General features: G+C 53.5%; 16 protein-coding genes. 9 read left to right on the forward strand and 7 right to left on the reverse strand.

Translation table 11 applies throughout. The features are described from left to right. Nucleotides 1-30 precede the first annotated feature (30 nt). Nucleotides 31-2529: an O-antigen ligase family protein gene (locus EI77_RS20010; protein WP_133797081.1), complete on the forward strand. Its 2499-nt coding sequence runs from the start codon at nt 31-33 to the stop codon at nt 2527-2529. Between the two features lie 10 nt (nt 2530-2539). On the opposite strand, the gene EI77_RS20015 is transcribed toward EI77_RS20010, so the two are convergent. Together EI77_RS20015 and EI77_RS20020 are read right to left on the reverse strand one after the other, a co-directional pair. Further along, entirely contained in the window at nt 2540-3241 is a 702-nt protein-coding gene (locus EI77_RS20015) for a metallophosphoesterase (RefSeq protein WP_133797082.1), read from the reverse strand. Between the two features lie 63 nt (nt 3242-3304). Further along, a complete protein-coding gene (locus tag EI77_RS20020) occupies nt 3305-4609 on the reverse strand; it encodes an SGNH/GDSL hydrolase family protein (protein ID WP_133797083.1) in 1305 nt (434 codons plus the stop codon). Between the two features lie 115 nt (nt 4610-4724). On the opposite strand from EI77_RS20020, the gene queA reads away from it, so the two are divergent. Beyond that, a complete protein-coding gene (gene queA, locus EI77_RS20025; protein WP_243838953.1) occupies nt 4725-5702 on the forward strand; it encodes a tRNA preQ1(34) S-adenosylmethionine ribosyltransferase-isomerase QueA in 978 nt (325 codons plus the stop codon). Nucleotides 5703-5752: 50 nt separating this feature from the next. On the opposite strand, the gene EI77_RS20030 is transcribed toward queA, so the two are convergent. The 4 genes from EI77_RS20030 to EI77_RS20045 form a co-directional block, all read right to left on the reverse strand. Next, nucleotides 5753-6892, reverse strand: coding sequence for a DUF2156 domain-containing protein (locus tag EI77_RS20030; protein ID WP_133797084.1), 1140 nt, complete (start codon nt 6890-6892; stop codon nt 5753-5755). Nucleotides 6893-6934: 42 nt separating this feature from the next. Further along, nucleotides 6935-7846: an alpha/beta hydrolase gene (locus EI77_RS20035; RefSeq protein ID WP_133797085.1), complete on the reverse strand. Its 912-nt coding sequence runs from the start codon at nt 7844-7846 to the stop codon at nt 6935-6937. A 122-nt stretch (nt 7847-7968) separates the two neighbouring features. Then, a complete protein-coding gene (locus EI77_RS20040; protein WP_133797086.1) occupies nt 7969-8316 on the reverse strand; it encodes a diacylglycerol kinase family protein in 348 nt (115 codons plus the stop codon). After that, entirely contained in the window at nt 8313-9353 is a 1041-nt protein-coding gene (locus EI77_RS20045; protein ID WP_133797087.1) for a hypothetical protein, read from the reverse strand. The genes EI77_RS20040 and EI77_RS20045 overlap by 4 nt, the downstream gene beginning before the upstream one ends. A gap of 173 nt (nt 9354-9526) precedes the next feature. Here EI77_RS20045 and EI77_RS20050 point away from each other — a divergent pair, with 173 nt between their 5' ends. The 7 genes from EI77_RS20050 (at nt 9527) to aspS (ending at nt 19306) form a co-directional block, all read left to right on the forward strand. Next, entirely contained in the window at nt 9527-10504 is a 978-nt protein-coding gene (locus EI77_RS20050) for a type I phosphomannose isomerase catalytic subunit (RefSeq protein WP_133797088.1), read from the forward strand. 64 nt (nt 10505-10568) lie between these two features. Then, nucleotides 10569-11879: a tetratricopeptide repeat protein gene (locus EI77_RS20055; protein WP_133797089.1), complete on the forward strand. Its 1311-nt coding sequence runs from the start codon at nt 10569-10571 to the stop codon at nt 11877-11879. Between the two features lie 30 nt (nt 11880-11909). Further along, a complete protein-coding gene (gene lptE, locus EI77_RS20060) occupies nt 11910-12422 on the forward strand; it encodes an LPS assembly lipoprotein LptE (protein ID WP_133797090.1) in 513 nt (170 codons plus the stop codon). Further along, complete coding sequence (gene rsmI, locus EI77_RS20065) at nt 12422-13318, forward strand: 16S rRNA (cytidine(1402)-2'-O)-methyltransferase (protein ID WP_133797091.1); 897 nt, start codon at nt 12422-12424, stop codon at nt 13316-13318. Before lptE ends, rsmI begins: the two co-directional genes overlap by 1 nt. 162 nt (nt 13319-13480) lie before the next feature. Further along, nucleotides 13481-15946 (forward strand): glycogen/starch/alpha-glucan phosphorylase, encoded by a 2466-nt coding sequence (locus tag EI77_RS20070; RefSeq protein WP_133797092.1) that lies wholly within the window; start codon nt 13481-13483, stop codon nt 15944-15946. 182 nt (nt 15947-16128) lie between these two features. Beyond that, nucleotides 16129-17322, forward strand: coding sequence for an NlpC/P60 family protein (locus tag EI77_RS20075; RefSeq protein WP_133797093.1), 1194 nt, complete (start codon nt 16129-16131; stop codon nt 17320-17322). A 157-nt stretch (nt 17323-17479) separates the two neighbouring features. After that, nucleotides 17480-19306 (forward strand): aspartate--tRNA ligase, encoded by a 1827-nt coding sequence (gene aspS / locus EI77_RS20080; protein WP_133797094.1) that lies wholly within the window; start codon nt 17480-17482, stop codon nt 19304-19306. 8 nt (nt 19307-19314) lie between these two features. Here the strand turns inward: aspS and EI77_RS20085 are convergent. Continuing rightward, the coding region (locus EI77_RS20085) for an IS5 family transposase (protein ID WP_133797095.1) at nt 19315-20004 on the reverse strand (690 nt) is incomplete at its 5' end.

Below are 20004 nucleotides of genomic sequence, written 5' to 3' on the forward strand. Positions count from 1 at the left end.
CAATGAATTTTCGAGTGACTGATTAATCTGATGTCTTCTGCTATTCCTACGCCTCCTCAAGATTCTGAAGATCGCACGCCTGGACCGCTGGTATCTACCAGGAAGAAATCCAGCAGGCATGAAACGCCAACAATTGAACCCGATGTCGCGCCAGTCTGGAAGATGGTCTTGCTGGCTTGTGTTGTCATCACCGGGATTTTGCTGGGTGCGGGACGCAGCACTTGGTCTTTAGGCGTCATTAGTTGCATGGCCGGGCTGGCAATGATCTGTGCTCCGCCGAAAGCTAGGCTGCCTAAAATTGCGTCCCTAAGTTTGTTGATGGTAATGGCGGTCCCACTCTTGGGCTTGCTCCCCGTTTCCTGGTTCGGTGGGCCTGCGGATTGGCGTAGCAAGCTAACAGAATCCTGGAGCTTATATCTGCCGCAGACACTTTCGCCTGATCCCCATGGTACGTTTGAGTGCTGGTTGGTGATGATGGTGATGCTGCTTTGGTTATGGACATGCCTGGGGCAGAAAGGCTCGGATGATGGCCGCCGCTGGTGCATTTATACGTTAGCTTTTGGCGGCGCATTGGTTGCCGCCCTTTCATGGATCGATTATTCATCAGGATCGATTGCCTGGTGGTCTGATGGTGAACCTAATTATGGAGACAGGTTTGGTCCATTTTCCAACCGCAATCATTCATCTAGCCTGAGCGCGATCAGCACCATTCTCTGTGCTGCATCAGCCTACGATGCATATAGGCGGCGCTCTAAGCTCAGTTGGTTTTTCGCGATTTTATTCTGGGTGCCTTTTTCGAGTATTTTTGTGAATACTTCCAGAGGGGGGCTCGGGCTCCTGTTTATGGGGTTGATTGCCTGGGTGACGACGGTGGCAATGAAGAAAGGGTTTGTCCGGAAGATCGCTGTCGGAGCCGCTGTCCTCCTCGTCGTGGCTTCGGTGGCCACCGTTTCCAGTGGCAGATTAGGATCACGTTTGAGGGCGATGATGTTTGAGCAGCAGGTATCTCCGCTGACTTCTTCCCTGAGATTTGATCTGGCTAAAGAAACGCTGGCGTTGGTAACGACGCGACCTCTTCTCGGGCAGGGGTTCGACACCTTTGTCCCGGTCTTTCCATTGGTCTCCAACATGGAAATGTCCAGATACAGGTTTATGCATCCTGAGAGCGATCTGCTCCTTCTGCTTTTCGAGGGAGGACTGCTAGCGACTGTGCCTTGTGTGGTGCTGCTTTTCTGGATCGGCCGCTCAACGGGAGGCTGGGGGCAGGCAATTCATGAAAAAAGTCATGAGAGACCCGGTCGCAGACTTCGGCAGGCCGCGGCTATTGCCGCTGCTATGGCCTTAGTTCACTCTATTTTTGATGTGCCCAATCATGGGGTGGGTTATGGGCTAAGCACGGCTTTGTTGCTGGGCTTGTCCATACGCCCACGCCGGTTAAAAGTACCGGGCGGGTGGATTCAAGCATGGGCGTTCAGACTTGCCGGAGTTGCCGTCATCGCGGTCGGAATCATGTGGTGGGGTATTGGCACCAGCCGCTGGACGCCTGAAGTGCCGACTGCGAACCGGGTTTTGCGAGATCGTATCTCCACTGAAGTTAAAGGCGGGCGTTACCGTGAGGCCCTGATGTTGAGCAATCGCACCATCCAGATAGCTCCGCTGGACTATAAGCTATACTATTTGCGGGCTCAGTTGCTGCTGCTGCTCCGGCAGGAACCTGAACGTGCATTGCTGGACTTTGGACGTTCACGCGCTTTAGAGCCACGTTATGCAAATACCTGCTATAAGGAAGGGGAATACTGGTTGGGATTTGTGCCGGAGCTGGCAATGATCCCCTGGCGTGAGTGTTTACGCCGCCGATCCATCGACCCTGCCCTCATGAAACAGACCTATGCCAGTATGTTAGGCAAGGCGATGGTTTTTCCTGAATTGAAGCCGCCACTTTGGGGATTGGCGGAAAGTACGGAGATGCAGCTCACCTTCCTCATGTACACACGCAAAGGGGAGGATTGGGAGAAATACTTGGCTAAGTTTTTGGAGGCACATCCCAAGCTGGAAATCTTGGAGTCCAAAGATTTACGTTTGCTCATGCGACAGTGGCATCAGAAGGGCGACAGGCATGCATTAGTGCAATTGCTGGAAGAGAATCCCAGCCTACAGTCTTATGGCTGGCGTACGATGTGTGCAGAACTGGCGCTAGAGGGGCGTTATGAAGAGGCATACTTTGTAGCAAGCAAGTTCATGAAGCGTCAGGACCGGCCTATGCGCATAGAATCCAATAGTATTCAGAGGCTGGAGCGGATTTTTGTATTCAATTCTAGCGATATGCGTTCAGGGATTGAACTGTATTATGCGAAGCGCGCATCTGGAGATCTCAAGGGGGCCAGGGCTACAGCTGAAAAGGTGGTGGCTCTGCCCGATGCCCCTGCCTACATGAAACTGGAGCTCGCCTATCTGCATGCGGAGCTGATGGATTTTCGTCGTGCTTGGGAAATGATGGAATTGGCGATGCTGGCCATCCAGGATGTTTAGTCCCCGCTTCCTAGCGCAGCTTCCAGACGCGCCCTGGCGAACATACCCACGTGGTCTGAGGATGATTTGGGGAGGTGTGAGCTCCTCCTGCTGCCCATGGAGAAAAGGCCGGTAAAACCCAGTTCTGCCGGTCGTGTGATGTGCGTTGTTGGATGAATGCCGGTAGTTTCAGCTTCAGTCCGGCACCATCCCGCAGCGTTACCGCTGGGTGTTCATGCCCGGTGATGTAGGTCTCTTCGACCTCATCTCGAAGGGCGGGTTGTGAGATTGATGGCAGAGCTATGTCCAGATGACCATGATGAAAGACAAAGGAGCCTTCACGATGATACCGGAGGAATGGCCAGCCTTTCTTTAAAGCTGTCCGGTCATGATTGCCCTCAATGAGGATCAGATCCGCGACATGATTGCGCAATTCATCCAAAAAGGCACCGGTTTGCGCGACTGAGCCGCTGCCATCCATGATATCCCCCACCAAGATTAATCTTCGGGGCTGATGATCATGGATGAGGGCCAGCAGTGTGGTCCGGCACTGGTTCATTCCCCAGTCGGGCAGGAGGGCACCCTGACGGCTGCGATGGATTTCGTAGCCGTAATGCAGGTCAGTTACTGCCATCCAACCTTCCGCCGGGTGGATCAAGGCGCGCCGAGCATCCAGCAGGATACCGGGGGATATCTGGGCGGTGATGACAGAAGGGGATGCAGGCACTTTCATGCTACGCCCGGTCTAGTCTCCTCATGCTCCAAAATCCTGGATGGTCATGCAAGTTTTTGAGACTTACTTTTCGGTGCCTTCCTGGATAATTTCGCCCACGAGCAAAATGGCTCCAGGATAGATCGTGGTCGCGTTATAACGTTCAGGCTTGTCCATGACGTTTTTGTTGATGGCCAGGATGGCCGTTTTATCCGGCTGCTCCGGGTGAATTTCGATCTTCACCGTGTGGACGGTATCTTCCAGGCCGCTGCCGATGAGCATAGTAGAGAGTCTGTGATAGGTGCAGTGGGCATCAAACCGGGGAACAATCTTCGGGGGCATGCTGTCCAGGGTGACAATCACCTGTCCACCGTCTGGTCCGATGACGTCAAAGATGGCACAACGAGTACCCTTGAATTTAAAAGTGATCGTTTCGCCAGGCTGGCTGCCTTTGTGTAGAGCTTTCATGCGCTTCGCCCAGCGTTTGCCAAAGGGATCCGTCACTGCATCCAGGGCGATGAAGCCAGGAGAAAGCTTGGCTTGGGTGATGGGCAGCATTTGGGCGCGTTCATAATGAGTTTCGATGAAAGGTTCTGGGATCACATGCTGCCCCGTGCTTTTCGAAGCGGCTTTGATCGGGTCCAGTGAACGAACAATGGCTGCAAGATAGAGCTCATGTCCAGTCTCCACATGAGGATGGACACTGTCCCGGGAGAAGACGACTTTATCTTTGTAAAGAGCCTTTTCTTCATCGGTTTTCGGCAAAGGACCCCGCCAGACCAGGGTGCCTTCTTTGGCCAGACGGGTCACTTCCATACCCATGTGGATGCTAGGAATGCCGTAGTGGTCGGCGATCTTTTCCATCGCGCTGGCTGATCTTTGGAAGTTCCCCTCTTTCATGGCAGGGTACAGCGCCTCTGTCAGCGTATAGACAAAGCAAATGTCACACTCTGGCAAGGCGCGCCACGTCTGGCGGACGATGCCTTCCATGCAGCGGTAGATCTGATCGGGTGATGCACCGCCATCATTGACGGCAAATTCGACAAACAGCAGATCCGGTTTGTGATCTAGAACATCCTGTTTAACTCGAAAGACGCCTAAATCCGACCCTGTGCCCCCGATAGCGGCATTGATCTCACTGAATTTGGCCTCTGGAAAGGTCTTCTGAAAGTGGGCCAGAGTTTTCGGACGCCAGCCATTTTGTGCGGTGATGCTGCCACCCAGATAACCAATGCGAACTTCCGCTCCTGGTGTGGCGGCTTTGGTGAAGAAATGAGGCAGGCCAGTCCTTGGACGGCATTCCTGAGCAGGGACAAGGGTAAACTCTTTTTCGACAGCGAAGAGTGGGATTGCCACAATAGCAGATAGAGCGAGGGAGAGCAGGCGCATGAGTCCCTTATCCTGGAAGCAGGATGCCTCTATGGCAAGCGGATGCCTTCAGGACCGCAGGATCATTTTTCACTTTCTTGCGCTGGCTGCCTCCCGTAGATCTGCACTCCCCACCGTGCTTACATCTGATTTCGATTACTCTCTCCCGCCTGAACTCATCGCCAGCGAGCCGCTGCCAGATCGGGCAGCATCGCGGATGCTAGTTGTGCATCGGGAGACGGGGACACTGGAGCATCGGCTGTTTTCAGACCTCCCGAAGTTTGCCAGGGCAGGGGATTTGTGGGTCATGAACAACACACGGGTTGTGCCGGCACGCTATTTTTCCAATGATGGATCCCGTGAGGTGCTGCGGCTGGAGCCATTAACGGAAACCCGCTGGCGATGCATGGTGAAGCCTGGGAAAAGATTCCGTGTGGGTCATACCGTGGAAGTGGGAGAGGCTACCGGAACAGTGATTGAAATACTCGAAAATGGGGAGCGCATCATTCAGTGGGATCGGGTGGTGGATGAGGAGGCTCACGGACATCTGGCATTGCCTCACTACATGGGACGTGATGACCAGCCTGCAGACCGAGAGCGCTATCAGACGGTGTTTGCCCAGGCTGCTGGGGCCATTGCTGCCCCCACTGCCGGACTGCACTTCACCCCGGAAATATTGGCTGGTCTGCCCCATGCCTTCGTGACTCTGCATGTGGGGGTGGGAACCTTCCAACCGGTAAAGGTGGATCATATTCAAGAGCATGTCATGCACCGTGAATGCTACGTCGTTCCTCCAGAGACAGCGGTCGCAGTACAAAATGCGCAGCGGGTCGTCGCAGTCGGCACCACCGCGATGCGTACTTTGGAAACAGTGGCTCGGGATAACAATGGCCAAATCGTGGCTCAAAGCGGCAGTACGGATATTTTTATCTATCCTGGTTTTCAGTTCAAAGCAGTCGGTGCAATGCTGACAAACTTTCACCTTCCAAAGTCCACGCTGATCATGCTAGTCAGTGCCTTTGCTGGCCGGGAGTTGATCATGCGTGCCTACGAGGAGGCGATACGTGAACGCTATCGATTCTTCAGCTATGGAGACTGCATGCTGATCCTCTAAAGGATAAGCCCTCCACCTGCCCCGGCCGCGATCAGGTACTATATTGGAGTTCAGCTTTGAGCCGTTGGTACAGCCGCTTTAGCGGGCTTTGGCTTGCGCTTGTAAAGCTCCTTGATGACGCCGATCCCCAGCAGTTTCATCGTGGCAAAGTAACTCTTCGCAATGTCGGCCGTGAGAAAGGCCAGATAGACATCATTGGAGGGCAGGGCACTGTTGGAGGCATAGTAAACGGGCTTTTCGTATCCGCGATACTTGGACTTGTGAAAAGCCAGGCCTTTAAAATTATAGATTTCTCCACCAAAACGCTGGCTGATCTGGAAAAACCATTTCGTCATCAAGTCGTCTGCGTAAATGCCTTTATCCAGGTTTGTGAAAGGGCAGAGCAGGAGGTTCAGCACTTCGATGCCTTCCGTCTTAAAAGTCTCCATGGCCACCATGTGAACAGTTGTGGCCAGCCGTCCATATTTGGCCTCGTCACAGCGGACAATGTTGGCGGAATAGCCATAGACCTTCCCATCACGATACATGGGATCATAAAAAACATACCCGACTGCCGTTCCAGCTTTGTCGAAGGCCACAAACTTCCTGACATCTGGCTCGTGCTGGTAAACGGGCCGGCGGGCGTAGATCCAGATCTCCCGGTCATTCACTTTTTTTCCCTGTAGCCATTTGGAGGAAAGGGCATGAAGCTGGTCAATGGGCACCGTGGCAATATCTACTTCACGGATGGTAAGGCCCTCGCGCTTCGCTTCGTTGCGAGCGCGTTTAATCATGTCCAGCTCCTTCCAATTGCCCTGAGTATTGTAGGTCTGGACTGCCAACTCGGGCTCGTAGCCCACACAGTTCACCTTAAATCCGATCTGACGAAGGATGCCCGCGCAGTGTTCTGAAACCACACCAAAGACCGCTGCGGGATACTCCTGAAGAAATGCGGTAATGAGAGCGGAGAGGTCACTGGGATCGCAGACCGGATCCGTTAAAATAATACGCTTGGGCTTTCTGGCGAATACTGGGTGGGTGGCCGTGATGAAAGCAATGTAGCCTAGCTCATGAATGAAATATTCCATGCCCTGCTGTAAGGTTGCATAAGAAAGCGATCCCGCCCCATACCGCTTAAGAGACGGGGAGAGGAGATTCCATTTGGCTACAGGGTCAATCGATTTAGCTTCTTTACCTAAGATTGAAGGCATGATGGTGATACATCGACATTATAGAGCCTCGCGGGTAAAAAGCTAGTCCATATGTTTGATCAGCCAGTCTGCGGTCAGATCAAAAACTCGCAGACGGTTCCGATCCAAATGTCCGGCGTGACCGTTTCCCTTGACGATTTCGAGTCCTTTTGTACATGTCAGCGTCTGGTGCAGCTTATGTGCTGTGCTTACAGGATCCAAATGGTCATCCTCCCCCCAGATTACCAGGGTGGCTGCTTTTATTTGATCAACGCGCCGGATGGTATTCACGAAGAAAGCCGCAGCTGCTCCAGGCAGGGGAAAATTTTGAAAGGCGCGAATCTTACCTGGATCGACCCTCAAGCGGGCATTGATTTCGGGATCGGACGCCAGTTCGACTTCTTCGAGCAGTTGCACAATGGAGATGCGCAGGTCCTTGCCGGTTATCAATCGCTTCAGATATCCCAAAAATGACAGGGAACCCATTGAAAGGGTGATGGACCAGGGCAGTGTATTCATAACCGTGGCATCCAAAGCGACCAAGGCCCGAAGCCTTGGTTCGATAACCGCAGCTTCCAAGATGGCGGTGCCTCCAGAGGATAGACCGAAAGCCCCGATTTTTTGCGGGTCCACATCTTTCCGGGTCACTAAATAATCAATAGCCGCCTGCAAATCTGCCACCCAGTCTTTTATTCGTACATGGTATGGATGCCCCCCGCTGGCACCATGGCCATGCATGTCCAGTAAAAGGCATGAAATGCCTCTCTTGGACAAATGGCCTGCCATTTCCAAGTAGTTTTCTTTGAATTCACCAGCACCGTGGGAGACGATTAATACTGGGCTGACGGTTCCTGTAGCTGCCGGAATGAAGTAAGCATAAATATCCACCCCCAAGGAGGAGAAGCGCACCAATTCTCTTCTGTCATCTTGGCTATCAGAAGACTGAGAGGAGCTGGAAATTGTGGGTGTATGCATTATTTATTAAACGCATTAATAACCCAATAATTAGATTATTCAAAAATTCATTGTTCAAAATGAACGATTTATGGAAATTATAAGCGTTAAACTTGTTGTGTCGTTTTTCGAAACAACGCGCGCTAACAGAAAATGATGAACGCAACGCCGACGGCGCTGAGTGCCATGATGAGCACGGCTCCGGCTGACATATCCTTGATTTTGGCAATCTGGGGGTCTTCCTCTGTCGTGATCCTGTCACATAGGCACTCCATGGCGCTGTTGAAAATTTCAGCCATCCAAACCAGGGCAATGGTGATGCAGAGGCAACACCATTCCCAAGAATGCAGGCCTTGATATAGGCCGAGAACGATACTGGCGATGGTTGCTGCCATGTGGATGCGCATATTCCTCTGGGTACGCAGCGCGTACCAGATGCCTTGAATGGCGTGGTGAAAACTGTTCAGCAACTTAGCCAGCCAGGAAATCATTGTTCAGAACTGGAAGCTGAATCCAAGTTTTCGCTTTTCTGCGTGGGGGCGGAATGGTTGACGAGCTGGCGTAGTTCAGTGACCCATTTTGGAGCGTCAGCATGGGATTGATTTTCCTTGATGACTTTGAGCATGTCCGCCAGTGCATTGATGGGGGAGGGGCCTTTTTGGTAAAGATACATGGCGCGCTGCCAGCGCATGGTTGGCAGTTCATTGCGTGTCCATAATTCGAATTCAGGTGCAAACATGTTTTCCTTCCTGAAAACTCCTTCGGCAGTGATTCGTGCATCCCAGAGGCCCGGCAGCAGTTCCTTATTTTCCTGCTCCGCCAGGGGAAGAAGAGTTTGTGTATACATGCTGCCGATGTCCATCGGGCGCGTGCTCCATTCTTTGCGGTTGAGGTATCGGCTAAGGCTGAAGGCATCCACGATGGGATTACTGGGGCTTAGTGCGTTATTGAGGTAACCGCTGGCCCGGCCCTTGAGCTTGGGTGCAGCCGCCACCACTGTTTGGATATACTCCTGTAGTTTCGGGATCATTTTATTGAAGTCCTCATCTTTGGCCTCATGGGCTTCCAGGGTGAGAATGAGGTATTGCAGCCCAAGTTTGACGGCGAACCCAAAGTCCCCTGTCTCTTCCGGCGCGCCACCGCCGCCTTTTGGGCGTCGGTCCATTTTCTTTTCAATGTCTTCCTGACGTTTGCGAGCTTCTGACTTGTCCGCTTCTTTGCGTTCACTGTTAACGATCTTGTCGCATTCTAAATACAGGTTCATGGCAGCCTGGTCACTGGCCATGCCTTGTCGCAGCCGGGCCATGACCGTGGAAAGTGTGCTGCCACGCATTTCCAGGATCTGGCCTTCTAGCTCCTTCAATTGTGTCAGCACCGTGGTTACTTGGGCTTCGGTCAGGCTGACGGCGGGATTTGGAATCGTCACCGTCGTTTCTTCCTGTCCCGGCCGTGGACGAGGTCCCTGCGCCATCGTTGTGGAAATCATGCAGGTAAAGAATACAGCGGAAGGGAGAATCAGTGACTTCATGGTGATGGATCAGTTGGTGAGCTGGAGCGGTCAGTATGCGGTGGCGGAATTTCACCACGGCACGCTGCAACAACGTAGGAGGTGGGAAGTTTCATTGATAGAAATCTCCACAAAAGAGAAATAGGCAATTCTTAGCCTTGCGCCTTTGGGTTGGGCTGTGGCACAGGGGGCTCATGATTTGGAACCGGCCGCTACGCTTTGCCCCCATTTATCAGACCCGTGTGTGGGGGGGGCGGAATTTGGAAGTCTTATTTGGCAGGTCTTTGCCAGATGCAGAACAGCCTTATGGCGAGTCTTGGGAGATCAGTGACCGGCCGGAGGCCCAAAGCATCGTCACTGATGGCGGTGAGCTTGGGATGTCATTGAATGAACTTTGGCAGCAGCATCGCGTGCCTGTGTTTGGCTCAGCCCTTGAATTGCATCCCTCAGACAGGTTTCCACTGCTGATGAAAATTTTGGATGCTTGTGATGATCTTTCTATCCAGGTGCACCCGCCGGCCTCTGTGGCGCAAGAGCTTGGTGGCGAATCCAAGACGGAGATGTGGTTCATTACTCAGGCTCAGGAAGGAGCCCGCCTGTATGCAGGCTTGCGGGCAGGAGTGACCAGGCAGCAGTTTAAAGATTCGCTCTTGCAGGGTACGGTGGCCGATTTGATGCATTCCATGGAGCCGGTTGCAGGGGACTGCCTGTTTCTTCCCAGTGGTCGTGTTCATGCCATCGGCGCAGGGCTTGTGATCTTCGAAATCCAGCAAAACAGCGATACAACCTACCGAGTTTTTGACTGGAATCGGACAGGACTGGATGGAAAACCCAGGGCTTTGCACATAGAGGAGTCCATGCGCAGCATTGATTTTCAGGATCACGAACCCGAAATGCAAATCCCTCAGGCCAATGGTGCCTTGGTGAGCTGTGAAGATTTCCATGTCAGCCACGTCTTCGGCGATGCTGAAAAATTGGGCCATTCGGGGGAAAATCTCACGGTGGCTGTTGTCGAAGGCGGGTTCACAATCCAGGGAATGGAATTGAAGGCAGGTGATTTTGCCGTGATTCCGGCTGCCCTGAAGAACGACGAGCGGCAGCTTTCAAGGGTTGCGCACGGCAGCCAATGGCTTGAAATCCGCATTCCACCTCCCATTATCATTTCCGAATAAAGCGCAAAACGCGTTCTTCGGTCTGCTTGACGTGTCCTTTACACTCCCTTAGTATCCCGCTCCGATGAGAGACCCTGCCATTTCCAGACTCAGCCTGTCCGCCTGTGCCCTTGCGGCAGTTTCGTTGTGCGTTCTGCCCAGCAATGCCCATGCTTTTTTGGGGTTGTTTGAAAAGAAACAGAAGGAAGCACCAGGTACTGATGAACGTCAGGCTCAGGAGGCCCAGGCGACTGCCCTGCTAATGGCTGCACGCCAGGATCAGAATGACGGCAAGAGCGGACGCGCACAGAGCCAATACCTGGCCATCGTGAAGCAGTTCCCTTTCACCACCGCTGCTTCCGAAGCTGCTTATGCCAGTGCTCTCATCACCCGGGCTAACAGTGATGTGACAACGGCATTCGATGCCTTCCAGAAATTCATCAACGACTATCGCTCCAGTCCACGTTTCAATGATGCCCTCCAGCAGCAGTATGAGCTGGCGGAAGAAGCCCGAGGTGGACGCAGACAGCGCGCCATGCTTATCCTGCCAGTCAAGATGGGTGGTGAGGATGTCATCAAACTTTATCAGCAAATCATCAAGAATGCTCCTTTCGGCAATCTTGCCCCGCTTGCTCAATTCAGCATTGCTGAAATTTATCAGGATCTCGGCGAAAAAGACCGCTCCGTGCTGGCCTACCAGACCGTGGCAGAAAACTACCCGAATACCAAGCAGGCCAGCGAAGCCCAGTTCCGTATCGGCTCCATCAGCAGCGTGGCCGCCAGCCGCAGCGAGGACAAATCCAACCTCGTCGCTACTCGTGATGCCTTGACCACTTATATGACGACGAACCCGAAAGGGGATCGTGCAGGTGAGGCGGAAGTGATCCTCCAGCAAGTGAACGCCGCTGAAGCCACCCAGTCCCTTTCCGTTGGCAAGTTTTATCAGCGCATGGGCAAAACCAAGGCGGCTGCCATTTACTTCAATGAAGCCCTCAAATATGGCTCGCCCGAAGCCTCAAATGAAGCGCGGGAATTGCTGGCACAATTGGCTGCGGCAGATCCTGAAGCCGTGGCAGATGCTAAAAAGGGCCAGCCTGACCAGGACTACACGGTGCCAGGTGCACGCAATCTGAAAACACGCGATGACTACATTGGTCCACTTTCGCCTGAATTGACTCGCCTCGGTCAAAAGCCGAAGATGCGCACTGGAGATGATAACTTCCTGCCCATCCCCATCCAGGAGCCTACTCTTCCTTTGACCCCCGGTATGGCACCGACTGGAGGCAGCCTCCTGCCGCCTGTGCAGGAAGAGAAACCAGCCCTGCTGCCAGTGCCAGAAGCACCCGGCATCCCGCCGCAGCTACCTGTGCCGCCGAAGCCTACCCCAGCTCCCTGATCTCCTTTTCGACCGCCATCTTTCTCCCGGATGAATACCTCACTCCTCGCCTGTGCTCTTGGGTTGGTTGTTACGCTTACAGGTTGTACAGGCTATAGCCTGGGTAACCAAAAGCCTGCGCACCTCAGTCATGTGACTAAACTGGCCGTGCCGACTTTTGAAAACCAAACTTTGGAGCCACGTCTTGGCTCTTTGGTGACAAACGCCATCATCAAGCAAATTCAGAACAGCGGCGGATACGAGATTGTCTCAATCGATGATGCTGAAGCAGTTTTGGATGGTCGGGTCGTCAACGTCAGCCGCTCACAGTTCCGTGCGGATCGTGACAACGTCCTGCGCACATCGCAGCTTTTGATGACGCTGCGTGTGGATTATGAGATCAAGGATGCAGGTAGCAGTTCCATCATCCATCGTGGTCGCGCCTCGGCGGATTCTTATACCATTTTGGATTCCAACATCCAGAATTCTGAAGCTCAAGCTCTTGAGGATGCTGCTCAGCGTTTGTCCGTGAACGTCGCATCAGACATTACCGAAGGCTGGTAATGGCAGACCCAGAAGATTTTGGACAGGGCGGGGGATTATCTCCCGCCGCCGACCATACTGTGGACACTCAGGCGGAGGTAAATCTAGGTGTTGATGCCACAGAGGAAGACATTCTCGAGTCTGAAGAAAACATTGGGCCAAAGGGGGATGACGAAGCTGAAACGGATGAAGAGGCTCTCTCCGACCTTTTGCCCAGTTCCCTGCCGCCGGCGCTCTATTTAGTCGGCACACCCATTGGCAACCTGGCGGATATTACCCTGCGGGCTTTGCATATTTTAAAGACCGTCAGCGCGATAGCCTGTGAGGATACCCGCCACTCCGGGAGGCTGCTTTCCCATCATGGAATTCGCTCACGCCTGATCAGCCTGAATGAGCACAATGAAGCGCGTCGGATTCCCGATATCATCGCTCATTTACAACAGGGCAGCAGTGTGGCGCTGATTTCCGATGCAGGTATGCCTACGGTTTCAGATCCTGGTCAGCGCCTTGTTCAGGCTGTCGTCGGCGCAGGTCTGCGGGTGGAAGGTATTCCTGGGCCCAGTGCGGTTTTAACTGCGCTTGCCGCTTCCGGACTGCCCACCACACCCTTTTATTTTGGTGGATTTCTCCCGCATAAAAAAGGGCAGCGCAATACGGAATTAACCCATGCGCTGAACCGAGACTCCACAAGCGTCTATTTTGAGAGTCCCTACCGGATTGTGGATACTCTGGCGATGATCGCTGAGCAGGCCCCTGAGCATCGCGTGGTCGTAGCACGCGAGTTGACAAAGAAGTTTGAGGAATTCCAGCGCGGTCCGGCCCGGATTGTGCTTTCTCATTACCGTGCCAAGCCACCCAAAGGCGAAATTACGCTGGTCATCGCCCCGCGTGAACTCCCCAAGTGGATTACTTGGTGATCCCAACCGCCTCCAATGACGAATGCTCAGATCCGAATCACGAATGAAACCCGGATTATTTGCTCCATAAAATGGTGCATAAATTCTCGGCTTTCTCGATGAGCCGGATTCTTTGATGCTCACTAATCACTGGTCTATACCTTCTCAGCCACACTTATTCCCATGACACCCGCCCCCTGCGATCTAGGCAACTCCACGGACAGCCTCAAAAACTCCATCATCAATCATCTTCGCTTCACGCTGGGTGCTTATGTGGAATCCGCCAGCCAGAACGACTGGTGGGTGGCGACCTGCCTTGCCGTGAGAGACCGTGTCATGGAGCATGCGACGAAGTCCCGCACTCTCCATCGCCAGTCGGGTGTCCGTCGCGTTCACTATCTGTCTCTCGAATACCTCATGGGGCGGCTGCTGGAAAACAATCTTCGCAATTCCGGTCTGTATGATGCCACCAAACAGGCCCTGGGTGAGATGGGCAAGGACCTGGATGTGCTGCTGGATAGCGAGCCTGACATGGGCTTGGGCAACGGCGGTCTTGGGCGTCTGGCAGCCTGTTTCATGGACAGTCTCAGCACGGTGAACCTCCCGGCCATCGGCTACGGTATCCATTATGAATTTGGGCTTTTCAGGCAGGAATTTGTGAATGGCAAGCAGGTGGAGCATCCAGATGCTTGGATGCGTGATGGCAGCCCTTGGAAAATCGCCCGCCCCAGCTACCGGCAGACTGTCCAGTTGTATGGTCGCGTGGTGCAGAAGTTTGATGATTATGGTCATCCGCGCAGTGAATGGATCGAAACCAAAAGCCTGCTGGGGCTTCCTTGGGATATCCCGATTGTCGGATATGACAGCCACACCGTAAACGTGCTGCGCCTCTGGCAGGCCCAGGCCGATGAAGATTTTAATTTCCAGGTCTTCAACGAGGGCAGCTATGTGGAAGCTCTCCGCGATAAAGCTATCGCTGAGACTGTTTCCAAGGTCCTTTATCCCAATGACTCCACGGAAAACGGCAAGGAACTGCGTCTGGTTCAGCAGTATTTCTTTGTAGCCTGCTCATTGGCAGACATCGTTCGCCGTTTCAAAGTCGGCTATACCCTGCCTTGGAGTGACTTTCCGTCGAAGGCCGCCATCCAGCTTAACGATACCCATCCAGCGGTCGCCATTCCTGAATTGATGCGTATTCTGGTGGACCTGGAAGGACTACCTTGGGATGAGGCTTGGGCCATCTGTCAGGAGACGTTCTCTTATACCAACCACACCCTTCTTCCAGAAGCTCTGGAAATGTGGTCAGTCGGTCTCTTTGAGCGTGTCCTCCCGCGCCACTTGCAAATCATCTACCGGATTAACCACAGTTTCTTGGAAGGTGACGTGGAAGCCAAGTGGCCTGGAGATGCAGAAAAGAAACGCACCCTCTCCCTCATCGAAGAGCGTGGTGGTAAATATGTGCGCATGGCCAATCTCTCGGTATTGGGCAGTCACGCGACAAACGGCGTGGCAGCTCTCCACACTCGCCTACTCTGTGAGCGCCTTTTTGCGGACTTTTACGCCCTTTATCCTGACCGGTTTCTCAATCTGACCAATGGAATCACTTTCCGGCGCTGGCTGGATGTGTGCAATCCGCAGCTCTCCGCTCTAATCACCGAGACTATCGGTGATAGCTGGAAGAAGGACGCCGCCCTACTCCGTCAACTGGATCCGTATGCCGATGATCCTGCTTTCCGTGCAAAATATGCCAAAATCAAACGCGACCACAAAGTCGTTTTGGCTGAGATCATTCAGGAAGAGTGCGGTGTCACCGTCAGCCCTGACGCTCTTTTTGATGTGCAGATCAAGCGTCTTCACGAGTACAAACGCCAGCATCTTAACTTGCTGAATATCGTCACTCTCTACCGCGAAATTCTGGACAATCCAGATGCGGATTTCCATCCTCGCGTATTCATTTTTGGTGCCAAGGCCGCCCCGGGTTACTTCCTGGCCAAAAACATCATTCACGCGATCAACTCGGTAGCAGCCAAAGTGAACAACGATCCTCGGGTGGGGGATAAACTGAAGGTCGTTTTCCTCCCAAATTATCGTGTGTCTCTGGCTGAGAAAATCATCCCGGCATCGGATCTTTCTGAGCAAATCTCCACTGCGGGTAAGGAGGCATCGGGCACTGGAAATATGAAGCTGGCACTCAACGGTTCTCTGACCATCGGCACTCTGGACGGTGCCAATGTGGAAATCGAAGAAGAAGTCGGTTCCGAAAACATCTTCATCTTTGGTCTGACAGTCGAGGAAGTCACCGAACTGCGTGCCAAGGGATACAACCCATGGGACTATTACTGGGCCAATGAAAAACTCCGCAACACCATTGACTGGATCAGCAGCGATTACTTCACTGGCAATGCTGAGGAATTCCAGCCGCTGCGTCAGAGTCTTTTGGACCATGGCGATCCCTATCTCTGCCTGGCGGATTATCAGCCTTATGTGGATGCGCAGGCTCGCGTGGACGCAGCTTATAAAAACCAGGACCATTGGGTGAAAATGGCCATCCTGAATACAGCCCGTGTTGGCAAATTCAGCAGTGACCGTACCATCCTCGAGTACGCCGAAAAAGTCTGGAAACTTCCCCAGGTTGTCATCGACGGCTAACAGGGAAATAGAATGATATCTCTTGGATGTCAGGTAGTTAGGCTACTTGGCATCCAAGTAAAGCAGGTTGAAAATGTGGCTATTTGCACGATTTGAGGCTGGGAATAGTTAAAAACCATGCAAGATGGCCAAAATGCAGGTTGGAGTGAACAAAGGACAGGGTTTTTCCCTCCAACTTAGGTATGAAACGAATACTCCCAATCGCTCTGTTAACCTTTGCCCTCATCGGGCATGGTGAAACACCTGAGAAAAAGACCACGGTTTCTGAGTCCGAACAGATCAAAGAAGGCCCCGCTACTGATGGTCCTCCCGTAGCTGCTGTCAGCAGCATTGAGGTAGATGATATCCAGGGTTTTGAGTATTATGCTCCCCAGATTCAGGAATTGATTCGCCAGTCACTGGCCCTGACCAAGCTCAACCTCACTTATTCATTTGGATCCGCTGACCCAAAGAATGGCGGAATGGACTGCTCTGGAACCATCTATTATGTGCTTCACGATTTTGGATTTAAAGGTGTCCCTCGGCAATCCAATGAAATGGCAGGATGGGTACAGGATAAAACTCTCTTGCACCGGGTCCATGAAGCGGATGCGCTGACTCACCCTGAATTCTCCGCCCTCCAGCCGGGTAATCTGCTGTTTTGGTCAGGTACGTACGATGCCGGTCCTCGCAAGATCCCGGTGACGCACGTGATGTTATACTTGGGCAAGCTGAAAAAAAGCGGCAAGCACATCGTCTTCGGTGCCAGTGATGGCAGGTCTTATCAGGGCAAGCGCCGCAGCGGTGTGAGCGTCTTTGATTTCTCTCTTCCACGCTCCACCAGTTCGGCCAGTTTTTATGGTTACGGGATGATTCCTGGCGTGGGAAAGATTGAGGCTAAACCTGAGCCTGTTGCGCCCAAAGTCATAGCTGAAGCAAAGACGGTCGTTTCTGAGTCCATCAAAACGATCACAGAAGCCAAGCCAACACCGTCCATGGTGAAAGTAAGTGAGCCGGTCAAACCTACGCCGACGCCTGTTAAAGAGGAAACCTCCACGAAACCTGTGAGGGGACCCATTGTCGTGGTTGCCCCGCCTCAGACTGAAGAGGTGAGATCTGCCATCCGTGTGGAGGACAAGCCCGCCTCTGTCCCAGAAAAACCCAAAGTTGCTTCTCCTGCCAAGCCACAGCCAACTCAAGTGGCCAGTGCATCGAAAACTTCGAACACGAAACCCAAGACAACGTCAACAACCAAATCCAGTTCGACCAAGTCGAAACCCGTAGTTCGCAAAAAAGCTCCACCTCCGCCGCCAACCCCATTGGCCCGGGCCAAGCAAGCTGCGAGCTCATTCTTCAATGACGTCCGTCGTTCACTACCCCAGGGTGTCGGAAGGTAAGTGGAAAGTTGGAGTGATCGGTAGAGGGACTGTTTGGGGATTTTAGCGCGTTTCATCGCTTTTAAGGCGACATGGAATTAGGCATTACGTCAGTCATGGAGCCAAGTAGCTCTTGCACTCTGGCGTTTTCCTCCGAATTTCAGCCCCCCTTTTAGCCATGATCCCGAACGCCTACCGATCCCTTCACTGCAACGCCGTACGCCCTGAGCATATTGGCCAGACCGTCACACTCTGTGGCTGGGTGAATTCGGCCCGTGACCACGGCGGCGTTATCTTCATTGACCTTCGCGACCGGGAAGGATTGACCCAAGTGGTCTTCCGCCCTGAGGAGAACGCAGATGTTGCAGCCCAGAGCCATGTCCTTCGTGATGAAGACGTGGTGCAGATCATTGGCAAAGTATCTGCCCGTCTCTCCGGTACGGAAAACAGCAAGCTGCCTACAGGTGAAGTCGAAGTGGTGGCCCTGGAATTGAAGGTGCTGAACAAGTCCGATGTCCTGCCATTCCACTTGGACCGCGAGCTATCCAATGAGGACATGCGGATGAAGTATCGTTACTTGGACCTGCGCCGCGAGCGCATGAACAAAAACATCCGCACCCGTCACAAGATCACCAACGCTGCGCGCAACTACCTGGACGGAAATGGTTTTGTGGAAGTGGAAACCCCCATCCTTTCGAACCCGACGCCGGAAGGTGCTCGCGACTTTCTTGTGCCAGCCCGTCTCAGCCCCAGCAAGTTCTTTGCCCTGCCACAGGCCCCGCAGCAGTATAAGCAGCTGCTCATGGTGGCAGGTCTGGAGCGTTATTTCCAAATCGCCCGCTGTTTCCGCGATGAAGACCTACGCGCTGACCGCCAGCCTGAGTTTACCCAGATTGATATCGAGGCCAGCTTCATTGAGCAGAATGACATTGTGAACCTCGTGGAAGGTTTGCTGGCCAGCATGTTCAAGGCAGGCCAGGGCGTGGACATCCCGCTGCCTTTCCCGCGCATGACCTATCAGGAAGCCATGGACCGTTACGGCTCTGACAAGCCCGATACGCGTTATGGTGTCGAGATCGTGGACATGGCCGACGTATTCGCTGAAAGCGGATTCAAGATCTTCCGCAGCACGCTGGAAAACGGTGGTGTCGTGCGTGCCATCAATGCCAAAGGTTTTGCAGGCATCACCACCGGCCAGATGATCCGCCTCAACGAGCTGGCCATCCAGGCCGGCATGAAGGTGAAGCAGCTTGCCTTCATCAAGATTGAAAACGGCGAGTATAAATCTCCGCTGTGGAAGTTCTTTGGCGAAGTCGAGCAGAAGGCTCTCGTTGAGAAGATGAATGGTGAAGAAGGCGACATCATTTTCTTCTATGCCGGCACCTGGGAAGACGCCTGCAACATCCTGGGCAAGGTCCGCCTGGAAATCGCCAACATGATGAACCTCACGAAAGACAGCACCGCGCTGAACTTCCTCTGGGTCGTCGATTTCCCATTGCTGGCCTTCAGCCCCGAAGACCAGAGCTGGGTCGCCGTCCACCATCCATTTACCCGTCCCAAGTCAGAAGACGTGGCCCTTCTGGAAGCTGGTGAATACGGCAAGGTGCGTGCCGAGGCTTATGACGTGGTCCTGAACGGCTACGAATTGGGCGGCGGCTCCATCCGTATTCACGAAAGCGACCTCCAAGCCAAGATGTTTAGCGTCCTCGGCGTCACCCCGGAAGAGCAGGAACTGAAGTTCAGCCACATCCTGGAAGCCTTCAAATTTGGCGCTCCACCTCACGGTGGTCTCGCTCTGGGCCTGGACCGCATTGCCATGTTGGTTTGCGGTGAAGACAGCATCCGCGAGGTGATTGCCTTCCCGAAAAACAACAAGGCCTGCGACCTGATGACCGACAGCCCCACAAACGTTGACTTCAAATCCCTCCGCGAGCTTTACATCCAAAGCACTTGGAAGGAGAAGAAGCTAGAGGCCGCTACCGTGCCAGTGACGCCGATTGTCTAAGGCGTGTTTTAAAATTGATTTCTGAGGGATAAAATGCAGATGCCAAGGAGGACAAAAGCCATGAAGGAGACGTCGGTTTTGTCGTAGCGCGTGGCGATGCGCCGCATCCTTTTGATCTTCTCAAAGAAGTTCTCCACGCAGTGCCTTTTCTTGTAAAGCACCTTGTCGTAAGCCGCCGGGGCCACCCGGTTGCTGCGCGGCGGAATGCAGGCTTTCATACCTTTGCTTGCGATGAGCTCGCGCAACCCATCGCTGTCATAGGCCTTGTCCATGAGCACCCGCCTGCCCTCCACAGATTCAAGCAAAGCTGGCGCATGCAAGACATCAGCTTCCGTCCCTGCCGTCAAAATCAAGGCTTGTGGCTGGCAGCGCCCGTCCACCGCAGCATGCAGCTTCGTGTTGAGTCCGCCCTTGGTGCGGCTCATGGCCTGTTGTTCCTGGCCTCCGGCGGGGTTGGCCCCGTCCCGGTGGACCTTGATGTGGGTGGAGTCAATCATGCCGAGGTTCTTGCCTGCATGCCATTTCATCTGCTGCATGGCCTGATCCCAGAGACCGGCCTTGGCCCAGCGGCGGAAGTGGCCGTAAACAGTTTCCCAGGCAACGCCAGGGACGTCCAAAGCACGCCAGGAGCCGCCTTCTTTGAGCACGTGCAGAACACCTGCGATGACCAGCTTCAAATCACTGAGAGGCCGACCTGG

This window comes from Prosthecobacter fusiformis (genome assembly GCF_004364345.1).
In the GTDB taxonomy this organism is placed as follows: Bacteria; Verrucomicrobiota; Verrucomicrobiia; order Verrucomicrobiales; family Verrucomicrobiaceae; genus Prosthecobacter; species Prosthecobacter fusiformis.

Coding starts and splice junctions, on each gene's coding strand:
- EI77_RS20010 (WP_133797081.1), top strand. CDS start 31: ATGTCTTCTGCTATTCCTACGCCTCCTCAAGATTCTGAAGATCGCACG.
- EI77_RS20015 (WP_133797082.1), bottom strand. CDS start 3,241: ATGAAAGTGCCTGCATCCCCTTCTGTCATCACCGCCCAGATATCCCCC.
- EI77_RS20020 (WP_133797083.1), bottom strand. CDS start 4,609: ATGCGCCTGCTCTCCCTCGCTCTATCTGCTATTGTGGCAATCCCACTC.
- EI77_RS20030 (WP_133797084.1), bottom strand. CDS start 6,892: ATGCCTTCAATCTTAGGTAAAGAAGCTAAATCGATTGACCCTGTAGCC.
- EI77_RS20035 (WP_133797085.1), bottom strand. CDS start 7,846: ATGCATACACCCACAATTTCCAGCTCCTCTCAGTCTTCTGATAGCCAA.
- EI77_RS20040 (WP_133797086.1), bottom strand. CDS start 8,316: ATGATTTCCTGGCTGGCTAAGTTGCTGAACAGTTTTCACCACGCCATT.
- EI77_RS20045 (WP_133797087.1), bottom strand. CDS start 9,353: ATGAAGTCACTGATTCTCCCTTCCGCTGTATTCTTTACCTGCATGATT.
- EI77_RS20050 (WP_133797088.1), top strand. CDS start 9,527: ATGATTTGGAACCGGCCGCTACGCTTTGCCCCCATTTATCAGACCCGT.
- EI77_RS20055 (WP_133797089.1), top strand. CDS start 10,569: ATGAGAGACCCTGCCATTTCCAGACTCAGCCTGTCCGCCTGTGCCCTT.
- lptE (WP_133797090.1), top strand. CDS start 11,910: ATGAATACCTCACTCCTCGCCTGTGCTCTTGGGTTGGTTGTTACGCTT.
- rsmI (WP_133797091.1), top strand. CDS start 12,422: ATGGCAGACCCAGAAGATTTTGGACAGGGCGGGGGATTATCTCCCGCC.
- EI77_RS20070 (WP_133797092.1), top strand. CDS start 13,481: ATGACACCCGCCCCCTGCGATCTAGGCAACTCCACGGACAGCCTCAAA.
- EI77_RS20075 (WP_133797093.1), top strand. CDS start 16,129: ATGAAACGAATACTCCCAATCGCTCTGTTAACCTTTGCCCTCATCGGG.
- aspS (WP_133797094.1), top strand. CDS start 17,480: ATGATCCCGAACGCCTACCGATCCCTTCACTGCAACGCCGTACGCCCT.